17 protein-coding genes and 1 pseudogene are annotated in these 14568 nt (G+C 68.6%); 8 read left to right on the top strand and 10 right to left on the bottom strand.

Annotated elements, in window-relative coordinates:
- The first annotated feature begins 86 nt into the window (after positions 1-86).
- The 5 genes and pseudogenes from ychF (at position 87) to K9U41_RS11025 (ending at position 2836) form a co-directional block, all read left to right on the top strand.
- On the top strand, positions 87-1184 hold the full coding sequence (ychF, locus tag K9U41_RS11040; protein WP_282640892.1) for a redox-regulated ATPase YchF: 1098 nt from the start codon (positions 87-89) through the stop codon (positions 1182-1184).
- Between the two features lie 147 nt (positions 1185-1331).
- A pseudogene (locus tag K9U41_RS23940) lies at positions 1332-1475 on the top strand (MaoC/PaaZ C-terminal domain-containing protein); the annotation flags it as partial.
- Positions 1476-1506: 31 nt separating this feature from the next.
- On the top strand, positions 1507-1788 hold the full coding sequence (locus tag K9U41_RS11035) for a hypothetical protein (RefSeq protein WP_282640891.1): 282 nt from the start codon (positions 1507-1509) through the stop codon (positions 1786-1788).
- A gap of 110 nt (positions 1789-1898) precedes the next feature.
- The gene (locus K9U41_RS11030) at positions 1899-2363 is read left to right on the top strand and encodes a MaoC family dehydratase (protein WP_282640890.1); all 465 of its coding nucleotides are present in this window, start codon (positions 1899-1901) and stop codon (positions 2361-2363) included.
- Positions 2360-2836 (top strand): MaoC family dehydratase, encoded by a 477-nt coding sequence (locus K9U41_RS11025; RefSeq protein ID WP_282640889.1) that lies wholly within the window; start codon positions 2360-2362, stop codon positions 2834-2836. Before K9U41_RS11030 ends, K9U41_RS11025 begins: the two co-directional genes overlap by 4 nt.
- A gap of 93 nt (positions 2837-2929) precedes the next feature.
- Here K9U41_RS11025 and K9U41_RS11020 read toward each other — a convergent pair whose 3' ends face one another.
- Complete coding sequence (locus tag K9U41_RS11020) at positions 2930-4765, bottom strand: ABC-F family ATP-binding cassette domain-containing protein (protein ID WP_282640888.1); 1836 nt, start codon at positions 4763-4765, stop codon at positions 2930-2932.
- Positions 4766-4898: 133 nt separating this feature from the next.
- Complete coding sequence (locus K9U41_RS11015; protein WP_012114619.1) at positions 4899-5078, bottom strand: YdcH family protein; 180 nt, start codon at positions 5076-5078, stop codon at positions 4899-4901.
- A gap of 304 nt (positions 5079-5382) precedes the next feature.
- On the opposite strand from K9U41_RS11015, the gene K9U41_RS11010 reads away from it, so the two are divergent.
- Positions 5383-5589 carry a YdcH family protein gene (locus K9U41_RS11010; protein ID WP_282640887.1) on the top strand — a complete coding sequence of 69 codons (207 nt, stop codon included), beginning with the start codon at positions 5383-5385 and terminating at the stop codon, positions 5587-5589.
- A 97-nt stretch (positions 5590-5686) separates the two neighbouring features.
- On the opposite strand, the gene K9U41_RS11005 is transcribed toward K9U41_RS11010, so the two are convergent.
- A complete protein-coding gene (locus K9U41_RS11005; protein WP_282640886.1) occupies positions 5687-6172 on the bottom strand; it encodes a peroxiredoxin in 486 nt (161 codons plus the stop codon).
- A gap of 132 nt (positions 6173-6304) precedes the next feature.
- Positions 6305-7120 (bottom strand): protein-disulfide reductase DsbD domain-containing protein, encoded by an 816-nt coding sequence (locus K9U41_RS11000; RefSeq protein WP_282640885.1) that lies wholly within the window; start codon positions 7118-7120, stop codon positions 6305-6307.
- 194 nt (positions 7121-7314) lie between these two features.
- Here K9U41_RS11000 and K9U41_RS10995 point away from each other — a divergent pair, with 194 nt between their 5' ends.
- Positions 7315-7932: a YqgE/AlgH family protein gene (locus K9U41_RS10995; RefSeq protein WP_282640884.1), complete on the top strand. Its 618-nt coding sequence runs from the start codon at positions 7315-7317 to the stop codon at positions 7930-7932.
- A gap of 99 nt (positions 7933-8031) precedes the next feature.
- On the opposite strand, the gene K9U41_RS10990 is transcribed toward K9U41_RS10995, so the two are convergent.
- The 3 genes from K9U41_RS10990 to K9U41_RS10980 form a co-directional block, all read right to left on the bottom strand.
- The gene (locus K9U41_RS10990; protein WP_282640883.1) at positions 8032-9189 is read right to left on the bottom strand and encodes a cell wall hydrolase; all 1158 of its coding nucleotides are present in this window, start codon (positions 9187-9189) and stop codon (positions 8032-8034) included.
- Positions 9190-9413: 224 nt separating this feature from the next.
- Positions 9414-10373, bottom strand: a complete 960-nt coding sequence (gene meaB / locus K9U41_RS10985; protein ID WP_282640882.1) for a methylmalonyl Co-A mutase-associated GTPase MeaB — start codon at positions 10371-10373, stop codon at positions 9414-9416.
- A gap of 225 nt (positions 10374-10598) precedes the next feature.
- Positions 10599-10913, bottom strand: a complete 315-nt coding sequence (locus K9U41_RS10980; RefSeq protein WP_282640881.1) for a glycine zipper domain-containing protein — start codon at positions 10911-10913, stop codon at positions 10599-10601.
- 305 nt (positions 10914-11218) lie between these two features.
- Between K9U41_RS10980 and K9U41_RS10975 the strand changes: the two genes are divergently transcribed.
- Complete coding sequence (locus tag K9U41_RS10975; RefSeq protein ID WP_282640880.1) at positions 11219-11560, top strand: rhodanese-like domain-containing protein; 342 nt, start codon at positions 11219-11221, stop codon at positions 11558-11560.
- Positions 11561-11697: 137 nt separating this feature from the next.
- On the opposite strand, the gene leuB is transcribed toward K9U41_RS10975, so the two are convergent.
- The 3 genes from leuB to yddG all read right to left on the bottom strand — a co-directional run.
- A complete protein-coding gene (leuB, locus tag K9U41_RS10970; protein ID WP_282640879.1) occupies positions 11698-12810 on the bottom strand; it encodes a 3-isopropylmalate dehydrogenase in 1113 nt (370 codons plus the stop codon).
- 181 nt (positions 12811-12991) lie between these two features.
- Positions 12992-13858: an SDR family NAD(P)-dependent oxidoreductase gene (locus K9U41_RS10965; RefSeq protein WP_282640878.1), complete on the bottom strand. Its 867-nt coding sequence runs from the start codon at positions 13856-13858 to the stop codon at positions 12992-12994.
- A gap of 28 nt (positions 13859-13886) precedes the next feature.
- A partial coding sequence (yddG, locus tag K9U41_RS10960) for an aromatic amino acid exporter YddG (RefSeq protein ID WP_282640877.1) occupies positions 13887-14568 on the bottom strand: 682 nt, incomplete at its 5' end.

The following is a 14568-nucleotide window of genomic DNA, read 5'->3' as shown; positions in this document are numbered from 1 at the left end:
CGGAGGACAAGAGCTGTCCCCGCGACATCCCTCGCCATCTGACACTGCTGCCCCGACACCGGCCGGCGGCCAACCCTGAGCGTTCCATGGGCTTCAAATGCGGCATCGTCGGGCTTCCCAACGTGGGCAAGTCCACCCTCTTCAACGCGCTCACCCAGACCGCGGCGGCGCAGGCGGCGAATTATCCGTTCTGCACCATCGAGCCCAATGTGGGTGACGTGGCGGTGCCCGATCCCCGGCTCGATTCGCTGGCCGCCATCGCCGGCTCGGGGCAGATCATCCCCACCCGCCTCACCTTCGTGGACATTGCCGGCCTAGTGCGCGGCGCCTCCAAGGGCGAGGGCCTGGGCAACCAGTTCCTCGCCAACATCCGCGAATGCGACGCCATCGCCCATGTGGTGCGCTGCTTCGAGGATGGCGACGTGACCCATGTGGAGGGCAAGATCTCCCCGGTGGACGACATCGAGACCATCGAGACCGAGCTGATGCTCGCCGACCTCGAAAGCCTGGAGAAGCGCGCCGGCGCCATGGAGAAGAAGGCCAAGGGCGCCGACAAGGAGGCCAAGGAAACCCTGGACCTCATGACCCGTGCCCTGGTCCTGCTGCGGGAAGGCAAGCCCGCCCGCCTCGCCGAAGTGAAGCCGGAGGAAGAGAAGCTGTTCTCCCAGCTCGGCCTCATGACGGCAAAGCCGGTGCTCTATGTGTGCAATGTGGAGGAAGCCTCGGCCAAGGAGGGCAATTCCCTCTCCGCGCAGGTGTTCGAGCGGGCCAAGCTCGAAGGCGCCATGGCGGTGGTGGTCTCGGCCAAGATCGAGAGCGAGATCGCCGTGCTGCCCCCCGACGAGCAGAAGGACTATCTGGAGGCCATCGACCTGGACGAACCCGGCCTCAACCGGGTGATCCGCGCCGGCTACGAATTGCTCCAGCTCCTCACCTACTTCACCGTGGGGCCGAAGGAGGCGCGAGCCTGGACCATCACCGCCGGCACCAAGGCCCCGGCGGCGGCAGGGGTGATCCACACGGATTTCGAGAAGGGCTTCATCCGCGCCGAGACCGTCGCCTACGACGACTATGTGAAGTTCAAGGGCGAGGGCGGCGCTCGCGAGGCCGGGCGCTTCCGCCTGGAAGGCAAGGAGTATGTGGTCGCTGACGGCGACGTGCTGCACTTCCGCTTCGCCAACTGAAGCCATTGGCTAAGCCCGCGCGGCGCCCGGTTCCGGCTGTTGCCGGAACCGCTCTCAGGATTCGCAACTCGGGGTCTCCCCGAGTTGCGAAGCGTAACTCACTTGGCATCGGTCGAAGACCGAGGCCGATGGTAGAGGGAACCGGGCATGGCCGGGAGCGAGGGGCCGGTGGAGATCGGCCGTTTCACCTTCACGAAGGCCGAGATCCTGCGCTTCGCGCAGGCCTTCGATTTCCAGCCCTTCCACGTGGACGAGGCGGCGGCCGCCGCCTCCCCTTTCGGCGGGCTGGTCGCCTCCGGCTTGGCATACGGCCTGCGTGTGGATGGGCCTGTTCGTGCGCGCCAACGGCGCTGCGTCCGGCCTGCCGCCGGATCATCCGGCCGTCCTCTCGCCGGTGGGCGTGGGCTTCGGCATGACCGACCTGAAATGGCTCGCTCCGGTGCGCGTGGACGACACCATCGTCTTCTTCACCGAGGTGCTGGAGGCCCGCCCCAGCGGAAGCCGATCGGGCTGGACCATCTTTCACCGGCGCAACAGTGCCCGGCGTGAGGACGGCACACAGGTGCTGTCCTTCGAGCTGAGGCACATGGCGCCGACATCCTGACGCGGGCCACGGGCATCGAATCCGACCCCGCGCCGCCCGTTATCCCCACCCCACCTTGACGTTTGCGGCATCCTCGCCTTCCATCGCAGTCCAACGACAGGAGGGGCGCCTTGCCCGACATCTTCTTCGAAGATTTCATCATTGGTGAGGTGAAGACGTTCGGCTCGCACCAGTTCGGCGAGGAGGAGATCATCGCGTTCGCGCGCGAGTTCGATCCCCAGCCCATGCATCTGGACCAGGAGGCGGGCAAGGCGTCGCTGCTCGGCGGCATGGCGGCCTCCGGCTGGCACACCTGCGCCATCATGATGCGGCTGATCTGCGACGGCTTCCTGCTGCGCACCGCCGGCATGGGCTCGCCCGGCATCACCGAGAACAAATGGCTCGCCCCGGTGTTTCCCGGCGACGTGCTGACCCTGCGCCGCACGGTGCTGGAAAGCCGCACCTCCCGGAGCAAGCCGGAGATGGGCCTCGTCACCTTCCGCTTCGAGCTGGTGAAGGCGGACAAGACCGTTGCCATGTCGCAGGTCAGCGTCATCATGATCGGCCGCCGCAATCCGGGAGCCCGCCTCGCATGACCTATTTCGAGGAACTGGAAATCGGTGACCACGAGGTGCTGGGCCGCCACACCTTCACCGAGGCCGAGATGATCGCCTTCGCCCGGCTCTATGACCCCCAGCCCTTCCATGTGGATCCCGAGGCGGCCAAGCGCAGCCATTTCGGCGCGCTGGTGGCGTCCGGCTGGCACACCGCGTCCATGTGGATGAAATTCTTCATCGCCTACAATGTGGGATCGGCCAAGGCCCTGGAGGCCAAGGGCGGGCGGATGCTGGAGGTGGGCCCCTCCCCCGGCTTCACCAATCTGCGCTGGCTCAAGCCGGTCTATGCAGGCGATACCATCACCTATGCCACCGAGGCGCGGGAGAAGATCGCCACCCGCGGGCGGCCCCAATGGGGCCTGCTGAAGGCCTATAATTCCGGCACCAACCAGCACGGCGACCTGGTGATCGATTTCGAGAGCGCGGTGCTGGTGGCCCGCCGCGGCGGCTGAGCCCTGGCCACGCCGCCGGTGATGCCGGTCACGAACCGGCACCACATGGGCCACACCGAGGATGACGCCCAGGCCTGACCGGCCCGCTCGCCCTCAGCCCTCCAGCTCTTCCTTCAGGATTTCGAGCCGCAGCCACTCCTCTTCCGCGGCGTCCAGCGCGCCCTGCGCCTCGGTGAGTGCCGCGGAGGTCTTCTGGAAGCGGGCGGGGTCGCGGGCATAGAGCGCCGGGTCCGCCAGTTCCGCCGCGATCTTCTCCACCTTGGCCTTGAGCGTCGCCATGGTCTTGGGGAGGGTTTTCAGCGCATGCTGCTCGTGGAAGGACAGCTTGCGCCTGTCCTTGCCCGGCGCCGCGGCCGCCGGGGCCACGGACAGGCCCTTGCGTTCCCCGGCGCCGCCCTTGGCCTTCGCCGCCGGCGCGCCCTTGTCCAGCGCCTCCACGCCGCGGCCGCGCTGGGTCACCATGTCCGAATAGCCGCCGGCATATTCGCGGAACACGCCGTCGCCCTCGGCCACGATGACGCTGGAGACGGTGCGGTCGAGGAAGTCACGGTCGTGGCTCACCAGGATCACCGTGCCGGGATAGTCGGCCACCATCTCCTGGAGCAGGTCGAGGGTTTCCAGATCCAGGTCGTTGGTGGGCTCGTCCAGCACCAGCATGTTGGACGGCAGCGCCAGGGACCGCGCCAGCATGAGCCGGCCGCGCTCGCCGCCCGACAGCACCGAGAGCGGCGCGTTGGCCTGGTCGGGCGAGAACAGGAAGTCCTTCAGGTAACCGATGACGTGCTTGGGCTGGCCGCCCACCATCACCTGGTCCGAGCCGCCGCCGGTGAGCGCATCCTTCAGCGTGGTGGTGGGATCGAGCGCCGCGCGCTTCTGGTCGAGGCTGGCGATCTCCAGGTTGGTGCCGAGCTTCACCGTGCCGCCATCGGGGGCGAGTTCCCCGGTCAGCAGCTTGATGAGCGTGGTCTTGCCCGCGCCGTTGGGGCCGATGATGCCGATGCGGTCGCCGCGCAGGATGCGGGTGGAGAAATCCTTCACCACCGCCCGGTCGCCGTAGGATTTGGAGATGCCCTTGGCCTCGATGACCAGCTTGCCGGAGGTTTCCGCCTCGCTCACCTGGAGCTTCACGTTGCCGACGGCGCGACGCTCGTCCCGGCGGTCGCTGCGCATGGAATGCAGCAGGCCGAGGCGGCGGACATTGCGCTTGCGCCGCGCGGTGACGCCGTAGCGCAGCCAGTCCAGTTCCGCGACGATCTTGCGATCGAGCTTGTGGCGCTCGGTCTCCTCCTGCTCCAGCACCTCGTCGCGCCAGGCCTCGAAGGCGGAAAAGCCCTGTTCGAGCCGCCGGGTCTGGCCCCGGTCGAGCCAGACCGTGGCGCGCGAGAGGGTTTCCAGGAAGCGCCGGTCATGGCTGATGAGCACGATGGCCGAGCGCAGCCCCCTCAGCTCGCTTTCCAGCCACTCGATGGCCGGCAGGTCGAGGTGGTTGGTGGGCTCGTCGAGGAGCAGCACGTCCGGCTCCGGGGCGATGACGCGGGCGAGGGCGGCCCGCCGCGCTTCGCCGCCGGAGAGGTTGGAGGGGTCTTCCCGGCCGGTCAGGCCCAGTTCGTCGAGCAGGTATTGGGCGCGATACTCCTGATCCCCCGGTCCCATCCCCGCCTCCACATAGGCCAGGGTGGTGGGGTAGCCGGAGAAATCGGGCTCCTGCGGCAGGTAGCGCACGGTGGTGCCGGGCTGGAAGAAGCGGGTGCCGGAATCCGGCGCCACCATGCCCGCCGCCACCTTCAGCAGCGTCGACTTGCCGGAACCGTTGCGCCCGACAAGGCACACGCGCTCGGAGGCGGAAACAGAAAGTTCCGCCCCGTCGAGCAGGGGTGTCGCGCCGAAGCGCAGATGGATGTCCTGGAGGAGAACGAGGGGAGGAGCCATGGCGCCGGATTAAAGCCCCCGGCGCCGGAACGCAAAGGGGTTGCTGCGGCGCCGACCGCTCAGCTCGGGTCCAGGGACAAGCGAAACGTCCCGCCCGGACACAAAACCCGGCCGGGACCGTCCCGTCAAACCATCAATGTAGGGTGGAAGATCCGTTGATCTTGGTCATTTGGTCCTTAAGGACCAGTTTCTTGCGCTTCAACTCGGCAATGCGAACGGGGTCGGAAGCCGGATGGGCAAGTTCGCGATTGAGTTCCTGCTCAATGGCCTGGTGGCGCCGCTTCAACTCCTGAAGGTGCGACTGGATGGACATTCTAAGCCTCTCCCTGTCTGCAACACGACATCAGTCTGTCACGGAGCCGACGAAGAGTCGATTGCCTTTCTCGCTCCTCCGGCAAGCTCCCATCTTGCAGTGCGGCAAGCGCGTGCCATAGTCAGTCTCAAATTCGGGGGAAGGCTGGCGGGCCTGTTCCAACTTTGGGAAGCGGCTGTTTTTCCAGGGCCTCGGCAATGCGGCAGCGGGGTTGCGCGTTTGTTTCCACGGGGGTCTGCCGGCGCCGTTCGGCGCGATGCTCCCGCGGATGTGGATGGCGACCCTGCCGGTGACGGATGTGGGAATGACGAGCGACGACGAACGGGATCTCAGGACCCATCTGGAACGGTTGAAGCAGGAGCATCGCGACCTCGACAGTGCCATCGATGCGCTGACGGCGGTCGCCGGCTCGGACGTGCTTCAGGTCCAGCGGCTGAAGAAGCGCAAGCTGCAGCTGAAGGACCGCATCAGCCAGGTGGAAGACCAGCTGTTCCCCGACATCATCGCCTGAGGCCGGGGCAGGGCCGGCGCGGCGACCCTCGGGGACCGGGGCCGGTGGGACGAGCCCCTCCGGCCGAAGCCGGAGGGGTGCTGAAGCAGGGATGCCCTCAGAGCTGCGCCAGCAGGGCGGTGGCGCTGGAGATATCGGCCTTGGAGGGCACGTCCTCCACGTTGAGGCGCGTCACCACGCCGTCCTCCACCACCATGGAATAGCGCTTGGAGCGCACGCCGAGGCCGGCGGCCGAGCCGTCGAAGGTGAGATCGAGGGCCGAGGCGAACGAGGCATCCGGATCGGCCAGGAACACGATCTTGCCGTCCGCGCCGGAGGCCTTCTCCCAGGCACCCATGACGAAGGGATCGTTCACCGAGACCACGGCGATGGCATCCACGCCCTTGGCCGTGATGGCGTCCGCCTCGTGGACGTAGCCCGGAAGGTGGTTCTTGTGGCAGGTGGGCGTGAAGGCGCCCGGCACCGCGAACAGCACCACCTTCTTGCCCTTGAAGATCTCGTCGGTGGTCTTCGGCACGGGGCCGTCTTCGGTGGGAACGCGGAAAGTGGCGCTGGGCAGTTTTTCGCCGACCGAAATGGGCATCGTTTTCTCCGAAAGTCGCAGGCCGTTCCGGCCCGCGCCGACAATACGGGGTTTTACGGAGGAGAAAAGCGCACCGGGAGGCTCATCCGGCCGGTCGGATGGACGCCCGCGCCCCCGCTCAGGGCGACCCGGTCAGGGCGTCGGCACGGGCACCGTGGTCGTGACCGCCTTCGGGCCGTCCACCAGGGTCAAGGTGAGCAGCGCCCCCGCCGGGTCCACCCCCGACGGCACGCCTTCGAGCGGCACCACGAACCGGGCCGCCCCGCCGGGCAGCGCGGTCTTCTGCGGCAGCGGCAGGGCCCAGTGCGCATCGGGTCCCTCGGCGAACAGGTCCGCCTTGGGGCTCGCCGCCTTCACCTCGATGACGAGGCGGCGCGGCAGTGTCGTCGTGTCGATGGCCATGGATCGCACCGAGGGGGCATCGCCCGCCCCCAGCGCCTGCGGCGCCGGCACCGTGGCGCGGGCGGCGGCGATGCGCGCCGCATCCGCCCCGCCGGCAGCATCGATGACCAGGGACAGGTCCACCTTCGCCGGCATGCACAGGGCCTCGCACACGGCGAAATCGAACGCGATCTGAAGCCGCGCGGGCTGGCCGGGATCGGCAAGCTGAACCTTCAGCGGGAACAGCACCGCACCCTTGTAGCCGATGGACGAGCCGCCACCGCCATCGGCAAAGCGCTTCGGGGCCGGCCACTCGATGGTGACACCGGCCACGTTGTGCGACCCGTCGAAGGACAGGGCCGGCGGCACGCCGCTGTCGCCGGGATAGCGCCAGTAGGTCTTCCACCCGGGCGCGAGGCGCACCTCGATGCCGGCATCCGCATGGACGCCCGACACGGCCCCGGCCATCAGCTCGACCTCGGCCCCGGGGACCCTGGAAAGGGCTTGCGCACCGGCCGCCGGGGCCGCAAGCCACAGGCCCGACAGGGAAAGGGCGGCGAGCCCCATACGGCCGCTTCCGGCAAACAGTTGCAACGAGATCATGCCCCAGCGGGTAGCCTCTCCGCGGCGCCGCGCAAAGCCCCCTGCGTGCACAAGCGTGTGACAGGCGAAGGGCAGGCAAGCCATTCCGGCACCCGCGCCTGGTGGCGCCGCGCTCAATTCGCATTTCCAAAAGCCCGGATGCGCGGTACCCTTCCGGGATGATTGCGAGCCAGAAACCCAACGTCCCAAGCGGGGGGTCGAGCTTTCTCGACGGGCAGTTGCTCATTGCCATGCCCACCATGCGCGACGAGCAGTTCGCACGCACCCTCGTCTATCTGTGCGCCCACTCGGCAGAGGGGGCCATGGGCATCGTGGTGAACCAGCCGGCGAGCCACATCGACTTCACCGACCTTTTGGTCCAGCTCGACGTGATCCCCTCCTCCGAGCGCATCTTGCTGCCCAAGAGCGCCGGGGCGGTGAAAGTCCTGCGCGGCGGGCCGGTGGAGACCGGGCGCGGCTTCGTGCTGCATTCGGCCGATTATTTCGTCGAGAATTCCACCCTGCCCATCGACGACGGCATCTGCCTGACGGCGACGCTGGACATCCTGAAGGCCATTGCCGGCGGTCGCGGGCCGCGCAGCGCCGTGCTGGCGCTGGGCTATGCCGGATGGGCGCCCGGACAGCTGGAGACGGAGATCCAGGCCAACGGCTGGCTGAACTGCCCGGCCGATTCGGATCTCATCTTCGGCGAGGGGGTGGACACCAAGTACAACCACGCGCTGCGCAAGCTGGGGATCGATCCCGGCATGCTCTCCAGCGAAGCCGGCCACGCCTGACGCCGGCAAGGCCGGCGGTTATGCCGACGGCCCCGGTCCTTGACCGGCACCGGGAGGGCAACGCTCAAGCGCCGCGCGGGCTTGAACCATTCCCCTGGATCAGCCCTCGCCCCAGCGGCGGGGGCGGTAGAAGGTGTGCACGCCGATGCGGTCGAGCTTGCGCATCTCCCGCACCCAGCTCGGATGCACCCAATAGGCATGATAATGGGTGGCCCGGCCCACGCTGGTGAGCCACAATTTGCCGTCCAGCATGTCGGCGGCGATCTCCTTGGCCTGCACCCACATGTCCGGCTCGCGCACCACGTCGCGCACATTGTCGCAGGCGAAGGTGAACTGGCAGGCCAGATGCCGGTGGGCATTCTGGTAGACGGCGCCGCACACGTCGTTGGGGTAGTAGCCCGAGAACACCCGGTTGACGATGACCTGCGCCACCGCGACCTGCCCGCGCTTGGGCTCGCCGCGGCTTTCGAAATAAATGGCCTCCGCCAGGCACTTCTGGGCCCGCGCCAGCTGCTCGCCGGCAAGGCTGAGGCGCTGGGCCGGCGAGGGCCAGATGCCGTCGCGCTCGCCATCCTCCGCCGCTTCCACCGCCTCGGCGTCGGCGCTGGTGGCGATCTCAACCTGCCCGTCCGGCCGCGGCGCCGGCAGCGGCACGAAGCCCTGCTCGGCCAGGGCGTGATATTCAAAAGCCAGCGCCGGGAACACATTGGGATCGCGGCTGAACACCGCCACGGGATCGTGATGGAGCGCCGGCGGGGCCTCGACCTCTTGCGGGAGCGGGGCGGGCGGCGCCTCCCCGGCGGGGACACCCTCGCGCACGGCGCCGAAATCGGGGCCGAAGGATGCATCCTCGGCGATGGGGCCGGAATTGTCCTGGATCAGCGGCAGTTCCAGCAGCAGATCGAGGGCGAGTTCGAGATGGGGATGGCTTGGCCCGGTGCGCGCGGGCGTATCCTCGGCGTCGAGCACCAGCGGCGGGGGATAGGCGAAGGCGTCGTCGTCCGACGCCGCAGCCACCGTGGCACCGGACACCGGAGGCAGGTCGTCCGCCACCGGCGCACCGGCGACGATGGCGGCCCTCAGCGCCTCGGGCGGCACCGCGCCATCCGTGAGCGAGGCGGTGACGATGGCCGCTCCCGGCCGGATCACCCGCGGCGCGTCCGATGACGCCGCGCGGGGCTCGGGCAGGCCGGTGCCGATGGGCCGGGGCAGGTCGAGGGTGCTGACCTTCAGCGCCCGCGCCGGCCCGGCCAGCATGACGACCCCGCTGGCGGGTGAACGGGACTCGGCGCCATCTGCGCCCGCACTTGCGGGCAGGACGGCGGCGAAAGCGGCGGCAAGCAGGACAGGCGACGCGAACCGCCTGATGCTCGTCCCTCGGTCTCGGCGAAACTCCATGGCTCCTGCCCTTGACGTGTCATCATGTCCCTAATGGGGCGCCGGGGCGTTGCCCGGCGGTGACACGCAAGAGCATTGTCCGATCAGCCTTGCCCGGCGGTTAACAGCATCGCGAGTTCCGCCTCGCGGGCGAACGGTGTCCGGGCACCGGGTGAGAGGCGGCGGGCGCGGGCAAGGCCATGGGTGCCGAAGCGCACGCGCACGGCCTCCTCCACCCATTTTTCCTCCTGCGCGGCCCGGTGCGCGGCGCGCCGCCCGTCCCGGTCCATGAAAGCCAGATGCTGCGAAACGGCATCGTCGAACGCCGCCAGCCCCTCTCCCGTCGCCGCGGACAGGCGGATCACCGGCACCGTCCAACCCGCTGCACCGGAGCCGGAAAGCGAAAGCGCGCCAGCCACTTCCGAGGCCGCCCGGCGCGCCACCTCCTTCATGTCGGCCTTGGTGACGACGATGATATCCGGCAGTTCCATGACGCCTGCCTTCATGAATTGCAGGCTGTCTCCGGAGGCGGGCTGGATGCAGAGCACCACCGTGTCGGCGACGAGGGAGATGTCCGCCTCCGACTGGCCGACCCCCACGGTTTCCACGATGACGAGATCATAGACGGCACGCAGCAGCACCACCGCTGCCACCGCATCGTCCGACAGGCCGCCGAGGCGGTCGCGTGCGGCCATGGACCGCACGAACACGCCGCGGTCCTCCGGGTCCGTCTTCATGCGGGCGCGGTCGCCCAGCAGGGCTCCGCCGGTGCGCCGCGAGGACGGGTCCACCGCCAGCACCGCCACGGTGCGGCCGGCGGCGCGGGCGCGCTGCACCAGGGCATTGGTGAGGGTGGATTTGCCCACGCCCGGCGGACCGGTCAGCCCCAGCACATGGGCCTTGCCGGCCTGCGCCGCCTGATCGAGCAGGGCGACGAGGCCCGGCGTGCCGCGACGGGTTTCCACCAGCGCAAGCGCCGAGGCCACCGCGCGTTTTCCGCCCGTGCGCACGGTGTCGAGATCAAGCATGGGCGGCTGGGTGGCGGTGGCGGGAGCTGACGGCATGACGCCGACTCTAGAGCGCGATCCGAGCAAATTGAACCAGTTTGCTCGGCGAATCGCCCTCTGAACTCAAGGAAAGTGCATGCGCCCATCCGCCTGCAATGCAGCCGGGCGCGATCGGACTCCAGCCGCGCAACGGAAAAAGGCGCCGGCCAAAGCCGGCGCCTCTCCCACTGATCGGATCCGTGCGGGGGAACGGAACCGATCAACAGCCTTGAATCCTTAAGGTCAGCAGTTGCCGCGGGACACCCGCACCACCGCGCCATTGCTCTGGCGCAGATAGCAGCGACCGTCATTGCCCCAGAAGTAGTAGGCGCGGTTGCGGTCCTGCTGGTTGCCGATGATGGCGCCGGTGGTACCGCCGATGATGGCGCCGGCCGCGACGCCGCCGGCCGAGCCGGTGGCGGCGCCGCCGATGAGCGCGCCCGCCGTGCCGCCGATGAGCGCACCGCCCACCGTGCTGTTCTGCGCCGCGGCGGGCGCCACGGTGCCAGCGAAGGTGGCGATGGCCAAAGCCAAGGCGAGGCCGGAACGGATGGTCATTGTGTTCCTTTCCGCAGCCACCGGATGCGACCGGCGGCGTGCTGCGATGGACGCTGATCTAGCAAAGCCTACATGAACGCCAGATGAGCAGCACGTTCGGCCGTCATGCAGCTTCGCAACCGTTCTGCATCCACCGTCCCCCGACGTAAAGGGCCGCGCGCACGCCATGGTGGCAATGTACCATAATGCCTCCATGCCGACGCTTGCCGGTGCGGAACGGAATGCTGCGCCGCCCGGAACGGCTCTTGCATCGCGCGGTGGGTTCGGTGCAGGCTCCGGCACCCTCGTTCCCAGGACAATCATTCATGAGCGAACGCAACCCCTTCGGCGGGACCATCACCCACCTTTCGCCGGCGGAGGTCCGCCAGGGCCTCGCCGACGGCACCATCCTTCTCGTGGACGTGCGCGAGACGAACGAGATCCAGGCCGAGCGAATCCCGGGCGCCACGCCCTTTCCGCTGAGCAAGTTCGACCCCTCCGCCCTGCCCGACCCGGCGGGCAAGCGCCTCGTCTTCTCCTGCCGCTCGGGCCAGCGCTCCCAGCAGGCCGCGGCCTATGCCCAGAAGGCGGGACTGGCCTATGAGGAGCATATGAAGGGCGGCATCATCGGGTGGCGCGAATCCGGCTTCGAGGTCGAGCGCGGCTGAGCTGAAGAGCCCCACCGATACGAAACGAAAAACGCGCCGCCCGGCCCCCGGACGGCGCGTTTTCATTGAGGAATACCGTCGGCCTTTTGTCTTCGGCCGATGCCAGGCTCATGGGCCATTGGCATGGGCTTTCCGGATCAGGCGGTGGCGGCGTCCAGCTCGGCGATGATGGCCTTGCCCATGTCCTGCGTGCCGATGGTCTGCGTGCCCGGCCCGGCGATGTCGCCGGTGCGCTTGCCGGAGGCCAGCACGCCGGCGATGGCCTGGTCGATGCGGTCCGCCACCTCGCCCTGGTTGAACGAATAGCGCAGGGCCATGGCCAGCGAGCCGATCATGGCGATGGGGTTGGCGATGCCCTTGCCGGCAATGTCCGGCGCCGAGCCGTGCACCGGCTCGTACAGCGCCGCGCGCTTGCCGGTGACCGGGTCGGCCGCGCCCAGCGAGGCGGAGGGCAGCATGCCCAGCGAGCCGGTGAGCATGGCGGCGATGTCGGAGAGGATGTCGCCGAACAAATTGTCGGTGACGATCACGTCATACTGCTTGGGCCAGCGCACCAGCTGCATGGCCAGCGAATCGGCGAGGTTGTGCTCCAGCTCCACGTCCTTGTAGGCGCGCTCGTGGAGGGCGGTGACCACCTCCTTCCAGAGCACGCCGGACTTCATCACATTGTGCTTCTCGGAGGAGGTCACCTTGTTGCGGCGGGTGCGGGCCAGTTCGAAGGCGACGGCGGCGATGCGCTCGATCTCGTAGGTGTCATAGACCTGCGTATCGATGGCGCGCTTCTGGCCGTTGCCAAGATCGATGATGGTCTTGGGCTCGCCGAAATAGACGCCGCCGGTCAGCTCGCGCACGATGAGGATGTCGAGCCCCTCCACCACCTCGCGCTTGAGGGAGGAGGCATCGGCCAGCGCCGGGTAGCAGATGGCGGGACGCAGGTTGGCGAACAGCTGCAGGTCCTTGCGCAGGCGCAGCAGGCCGGCTTCGGGGCGCGCCTCATAGGGCACGCTCGCCCACTTGGGGCCGCCCACGGCGCCGAGCAGCACCGCGTCCGCCGCCTTGGCGCGGGCCATGGCGTCCTCGGAAATGGCGGCGCCGTGCGCGTCATAGGCGCAGCCGCCCACCAGGTCCTCCTCGATGGCAAAGGAGGCGAGGCCGGCCTGGTCGAGCCATGCGGCCACCCGTTTCACCTCGGCCATCACTTCGGGGCCGATGCCGTCGCCGGCGAGGAGGAGCAGCTTATGGGTGGCCATGGGTGGTGTCCTTGGAGTTCTCTCGGGCGTTCTTCCGGGCCTGCGGCTGTCGAGCCGTCCTGGCCTCGCTCCGCCTTGCCGCTGTCGCCCCCCTGAAGGCGGCGGTTCCGGCGCGGAGTGCTACGGCCTCGCCTCCTGAAGCGCAAGGGCGCCGGCGCAAGATCGTTGCTGCGGTGCGGAGTCAGTCGCCCTTCACGAAGGCGGCGAAGGCCGCCGCATAGTCCCTGTGCCAGCGCGACAGGGGCGGCCGGTTGGCGATGATATCGCCCGCCGCCCAGGCGATGCGCTTCTGGTCGAGGGCGCGGGTCACGTCATTGTCCGGGCACAGGATGTAGAAGTCGCCGGCCTGCACGCACTCCAGCATGAAATCCACGGTCTGTTCCGCGGTCCAGGCCCCGGCCGGCTTCTCCGTGCGCCCGCCCGCCGCGAGCGGGGTGAAGACGAAGCCGGGGATGAACAGGTGGGCGGTGATCGCGCAGCCCTCGATGTTGCGCAATTCGTGGGCGAGGGCCTCGGTGAACACCTTCACCCCGGCCTTGGAGACATTGTAGGCCGGGTCCCCCGGCGGGGTGGTGATGCCCTGCTTGGAGCCGGTATTGACGATAAGCCCCGGCCTGCCGCGGGCGATCATCTTCGGCCCGAACACCCGGGAACCGAGGATGATGCCCCACAAATTCACCGCGATCACCTTCTCCCAATTCTCCAGCGGACCGAACAGGGCGCTGCCGGGCTGGATGCCGGCATTGTTCATGATGAGGTCCGTGCCGCCGAAACGGGCCGCCACCTCGGCTTCCAGCCGCTCGAGATCGGACAGTTCGCTCACGTCCGTGGCAACGGCAAGGATATCCGCCGCCCCGCCCTGGGCGATGTCCGCGAGGCGGGCGGCGGCGGCCTCCAGTTTCTCCCCCGGCAGGTCGGCGATGGCGACCTTCATGCCCCGGGCGGCAAAGCGGGCGGCGGCGGCAAGGCCGATGCCGGAGGCGCCCCCGGTCACGACCGCCACGGCATGGGGAGCAAGGGCGGGATGGGCAGGCACGGGATCAGCCATGGCTTTTCTCCTTCAGGGGGCTGCCGTATCAACGCAGCGTGGCGACGAAGGCTCCCCCGACGATGAGGGCGCAGGCGAGCGCCAGCGACCAGGACGGCGCGGCAAAGCCCGTCGCCACCAAGAGCAGCGTGGACAAAACCGGCGCAGCATAGGAGGCGACGCCCAGCAGGCGCACGTCGCCGCGCTTCATGCCGATATCCCAGGTGTAGAAGGCAAGCCCCACCGGGCCAATGCCCAGCAAAGCCACCGCCGCCCATTCCAGCGCGCCGGACGGCCACACGGTCTGCTCCAGCGCCAGATGGCACAGGCCCGCCAGCACCGCCGTGGCGAGGCAGAAGCCGGCCACCGCCTGGGTCGGCACATCCGCGAAATGGCGCGATGCCACCGAATAGGACGACCAGATGAAGGCACAGGCGAAGGCGGCCAGATAGCCCGGCGCAAAGCGCATCTCGACGCCGGTGAAGCCGCCCTTGCCCAGAAGCAGCACCACCGTTCCCGCAAACCCCATGAGCGCGCCGATGACATGAACGCGGCGCAGCCCGCCCCCCGGCAGGAAGGCGGAGAGCAGCACGATGAGCAGCGGCCACAGATAGGCGATCAGCCCGGCCTCCGCCGCCGGCGCCCATTTCAGCGCGGTGAAATAGAGGAAATGATAGCCGAACAAGCCGCCCACCCCGTGCAGATAGGCCAGCGGCCGCTGCTTCAGCACG

Source organism: Xanthobacter autotrophicus, assembly GCF_029991245.1.
In the GTDB taxonomy this organism is placed as follows: Bacteria; Pseudomonadota; Alphaproteobacteria; order Rhizobiales; family Xanthobacteraceae; genus Xanthobacter; species Xanthobacter autotrophicus_C.
The sequence above is the reverse complement of the archived record's forward strand: the minus strand, read 5'-3'. Positions and strand labels throughout refer to the sequence as shown.

What these genes read in the sequence shown, in the direction of transcription:
- K9U41_RS11010 (WP_282640887.1), top strand. Translation starts at nt 5,383, where the DNA reads ATGACGAGCGACGACGAACGGGATCTCAGGACCCATCTGGAACGGTTG.
- K9U41_RS11025 (WP_282640889.1), top strand. Translation starts at nt 2,360, where the DNA reads ATGACCTATTTCGAGGAACTGGAAATCGGTGACCACGAGGTGCTGGGC.
- K9U41_RS11005 (WP_282640886.1), bottom strand. Translation starts at nt 6,172, where the DNA reads ATGCCCATTTCGGTCGGCGAAAAACTGCCCAGCGCCACTTTCCGCGTT.
- K9U41_RS10965 (WP_282640878.1), bottom strand. Translation starts at nt 13,858, where the DNA reads ATGGCTGATCCCGTGCCTGCCCATCCCGCCCTTGCTCCCCATGCCGTG.
- K9U41_RS10980 (WP_282640881.1), bottom strand. Translation starts at nt 10,913, where the DNA reads ATGACCATCCGTTCCGGCCTCGCCTTGGCTTTGGCCATCGCCACCTTC.
- ychF (WP_282640892.1), top strand. Translation starts at nt 87, where the DNA reads ATGGGCTTCAAATGCGGCATCGTCGGGCTTCCCAACGTGGGCAAGTCC.
- K9U41_RS10975 (WP_282640880.1), top strand. Translation starts at nt 11,219, where the DNA reads ATGAGCGAACGCAACCCCTTCGGCGGGACCATCACCCACCTTTCGCCG.
- K9U41_RS11020 (WP_282640888.1), bottom strand. Translation starts at nt 4,765, where the DNA reads ATGGCTCCTCCCCTCGTTCTCCTCCAGGACATCCATCTGCGCTTCGGC.
- leuB (WP_282640879.1), bottom strand. Translation starts at nt 12,810, where the DNA reads ATGGCCACCCATAAGCTGCTCCTCCTCGCCGGCGACGGCATCGGCCCC.
- K9U41_RS11035 (WP_282640891.1), top strand. Translation starts at nt 1,507, where the DNA reads ATGGGCCTGTTCGTGCGCGCCAACGGCGCTGCGTCCGGCCTGCCGCCG.
- meaB (WP_282640882.1), bottom strand. Translation starts at nt 10,373, where the DNA reads ATGCCGTCAGCTCCCGCCACCGCCACCCAGCCGCCCATGCTTGATCTC.
- K9U41_RS11000 (WP_282640885.1), bottom strand. Translation starts at nt 7,120, where the DNA reads ATGGGGCTCGCCGCCCTTTCCCTGTCGGGCCTGTGGCTTGCGGCCCCG.
- K9U41_RS10990 (WP_282640883.1), bottom strand. Translation starts at nt 9,189, where the DNA reads ATGCTGGCCGGGCCGGCGCGGGCGCTGAAGGTCAGCACCCTCGACCTG.
- K9U41_RS10995 (WP_282640884.1), top strand. Translation starts at nt 7,315, where the DNA reads ATGATTGCGAGCCAGAAACCCAACGTCCCAAGCGGGGGGTCGAGCTTT.
- K9U41_RS11015 (WP_012114619.1), bottom strand. Translation starts at nt 5,078, where the DNA reads ATGTCCATCCAGTCGCACCTTCAGGAGTTGAAGCGGCGCCACCAGGCC.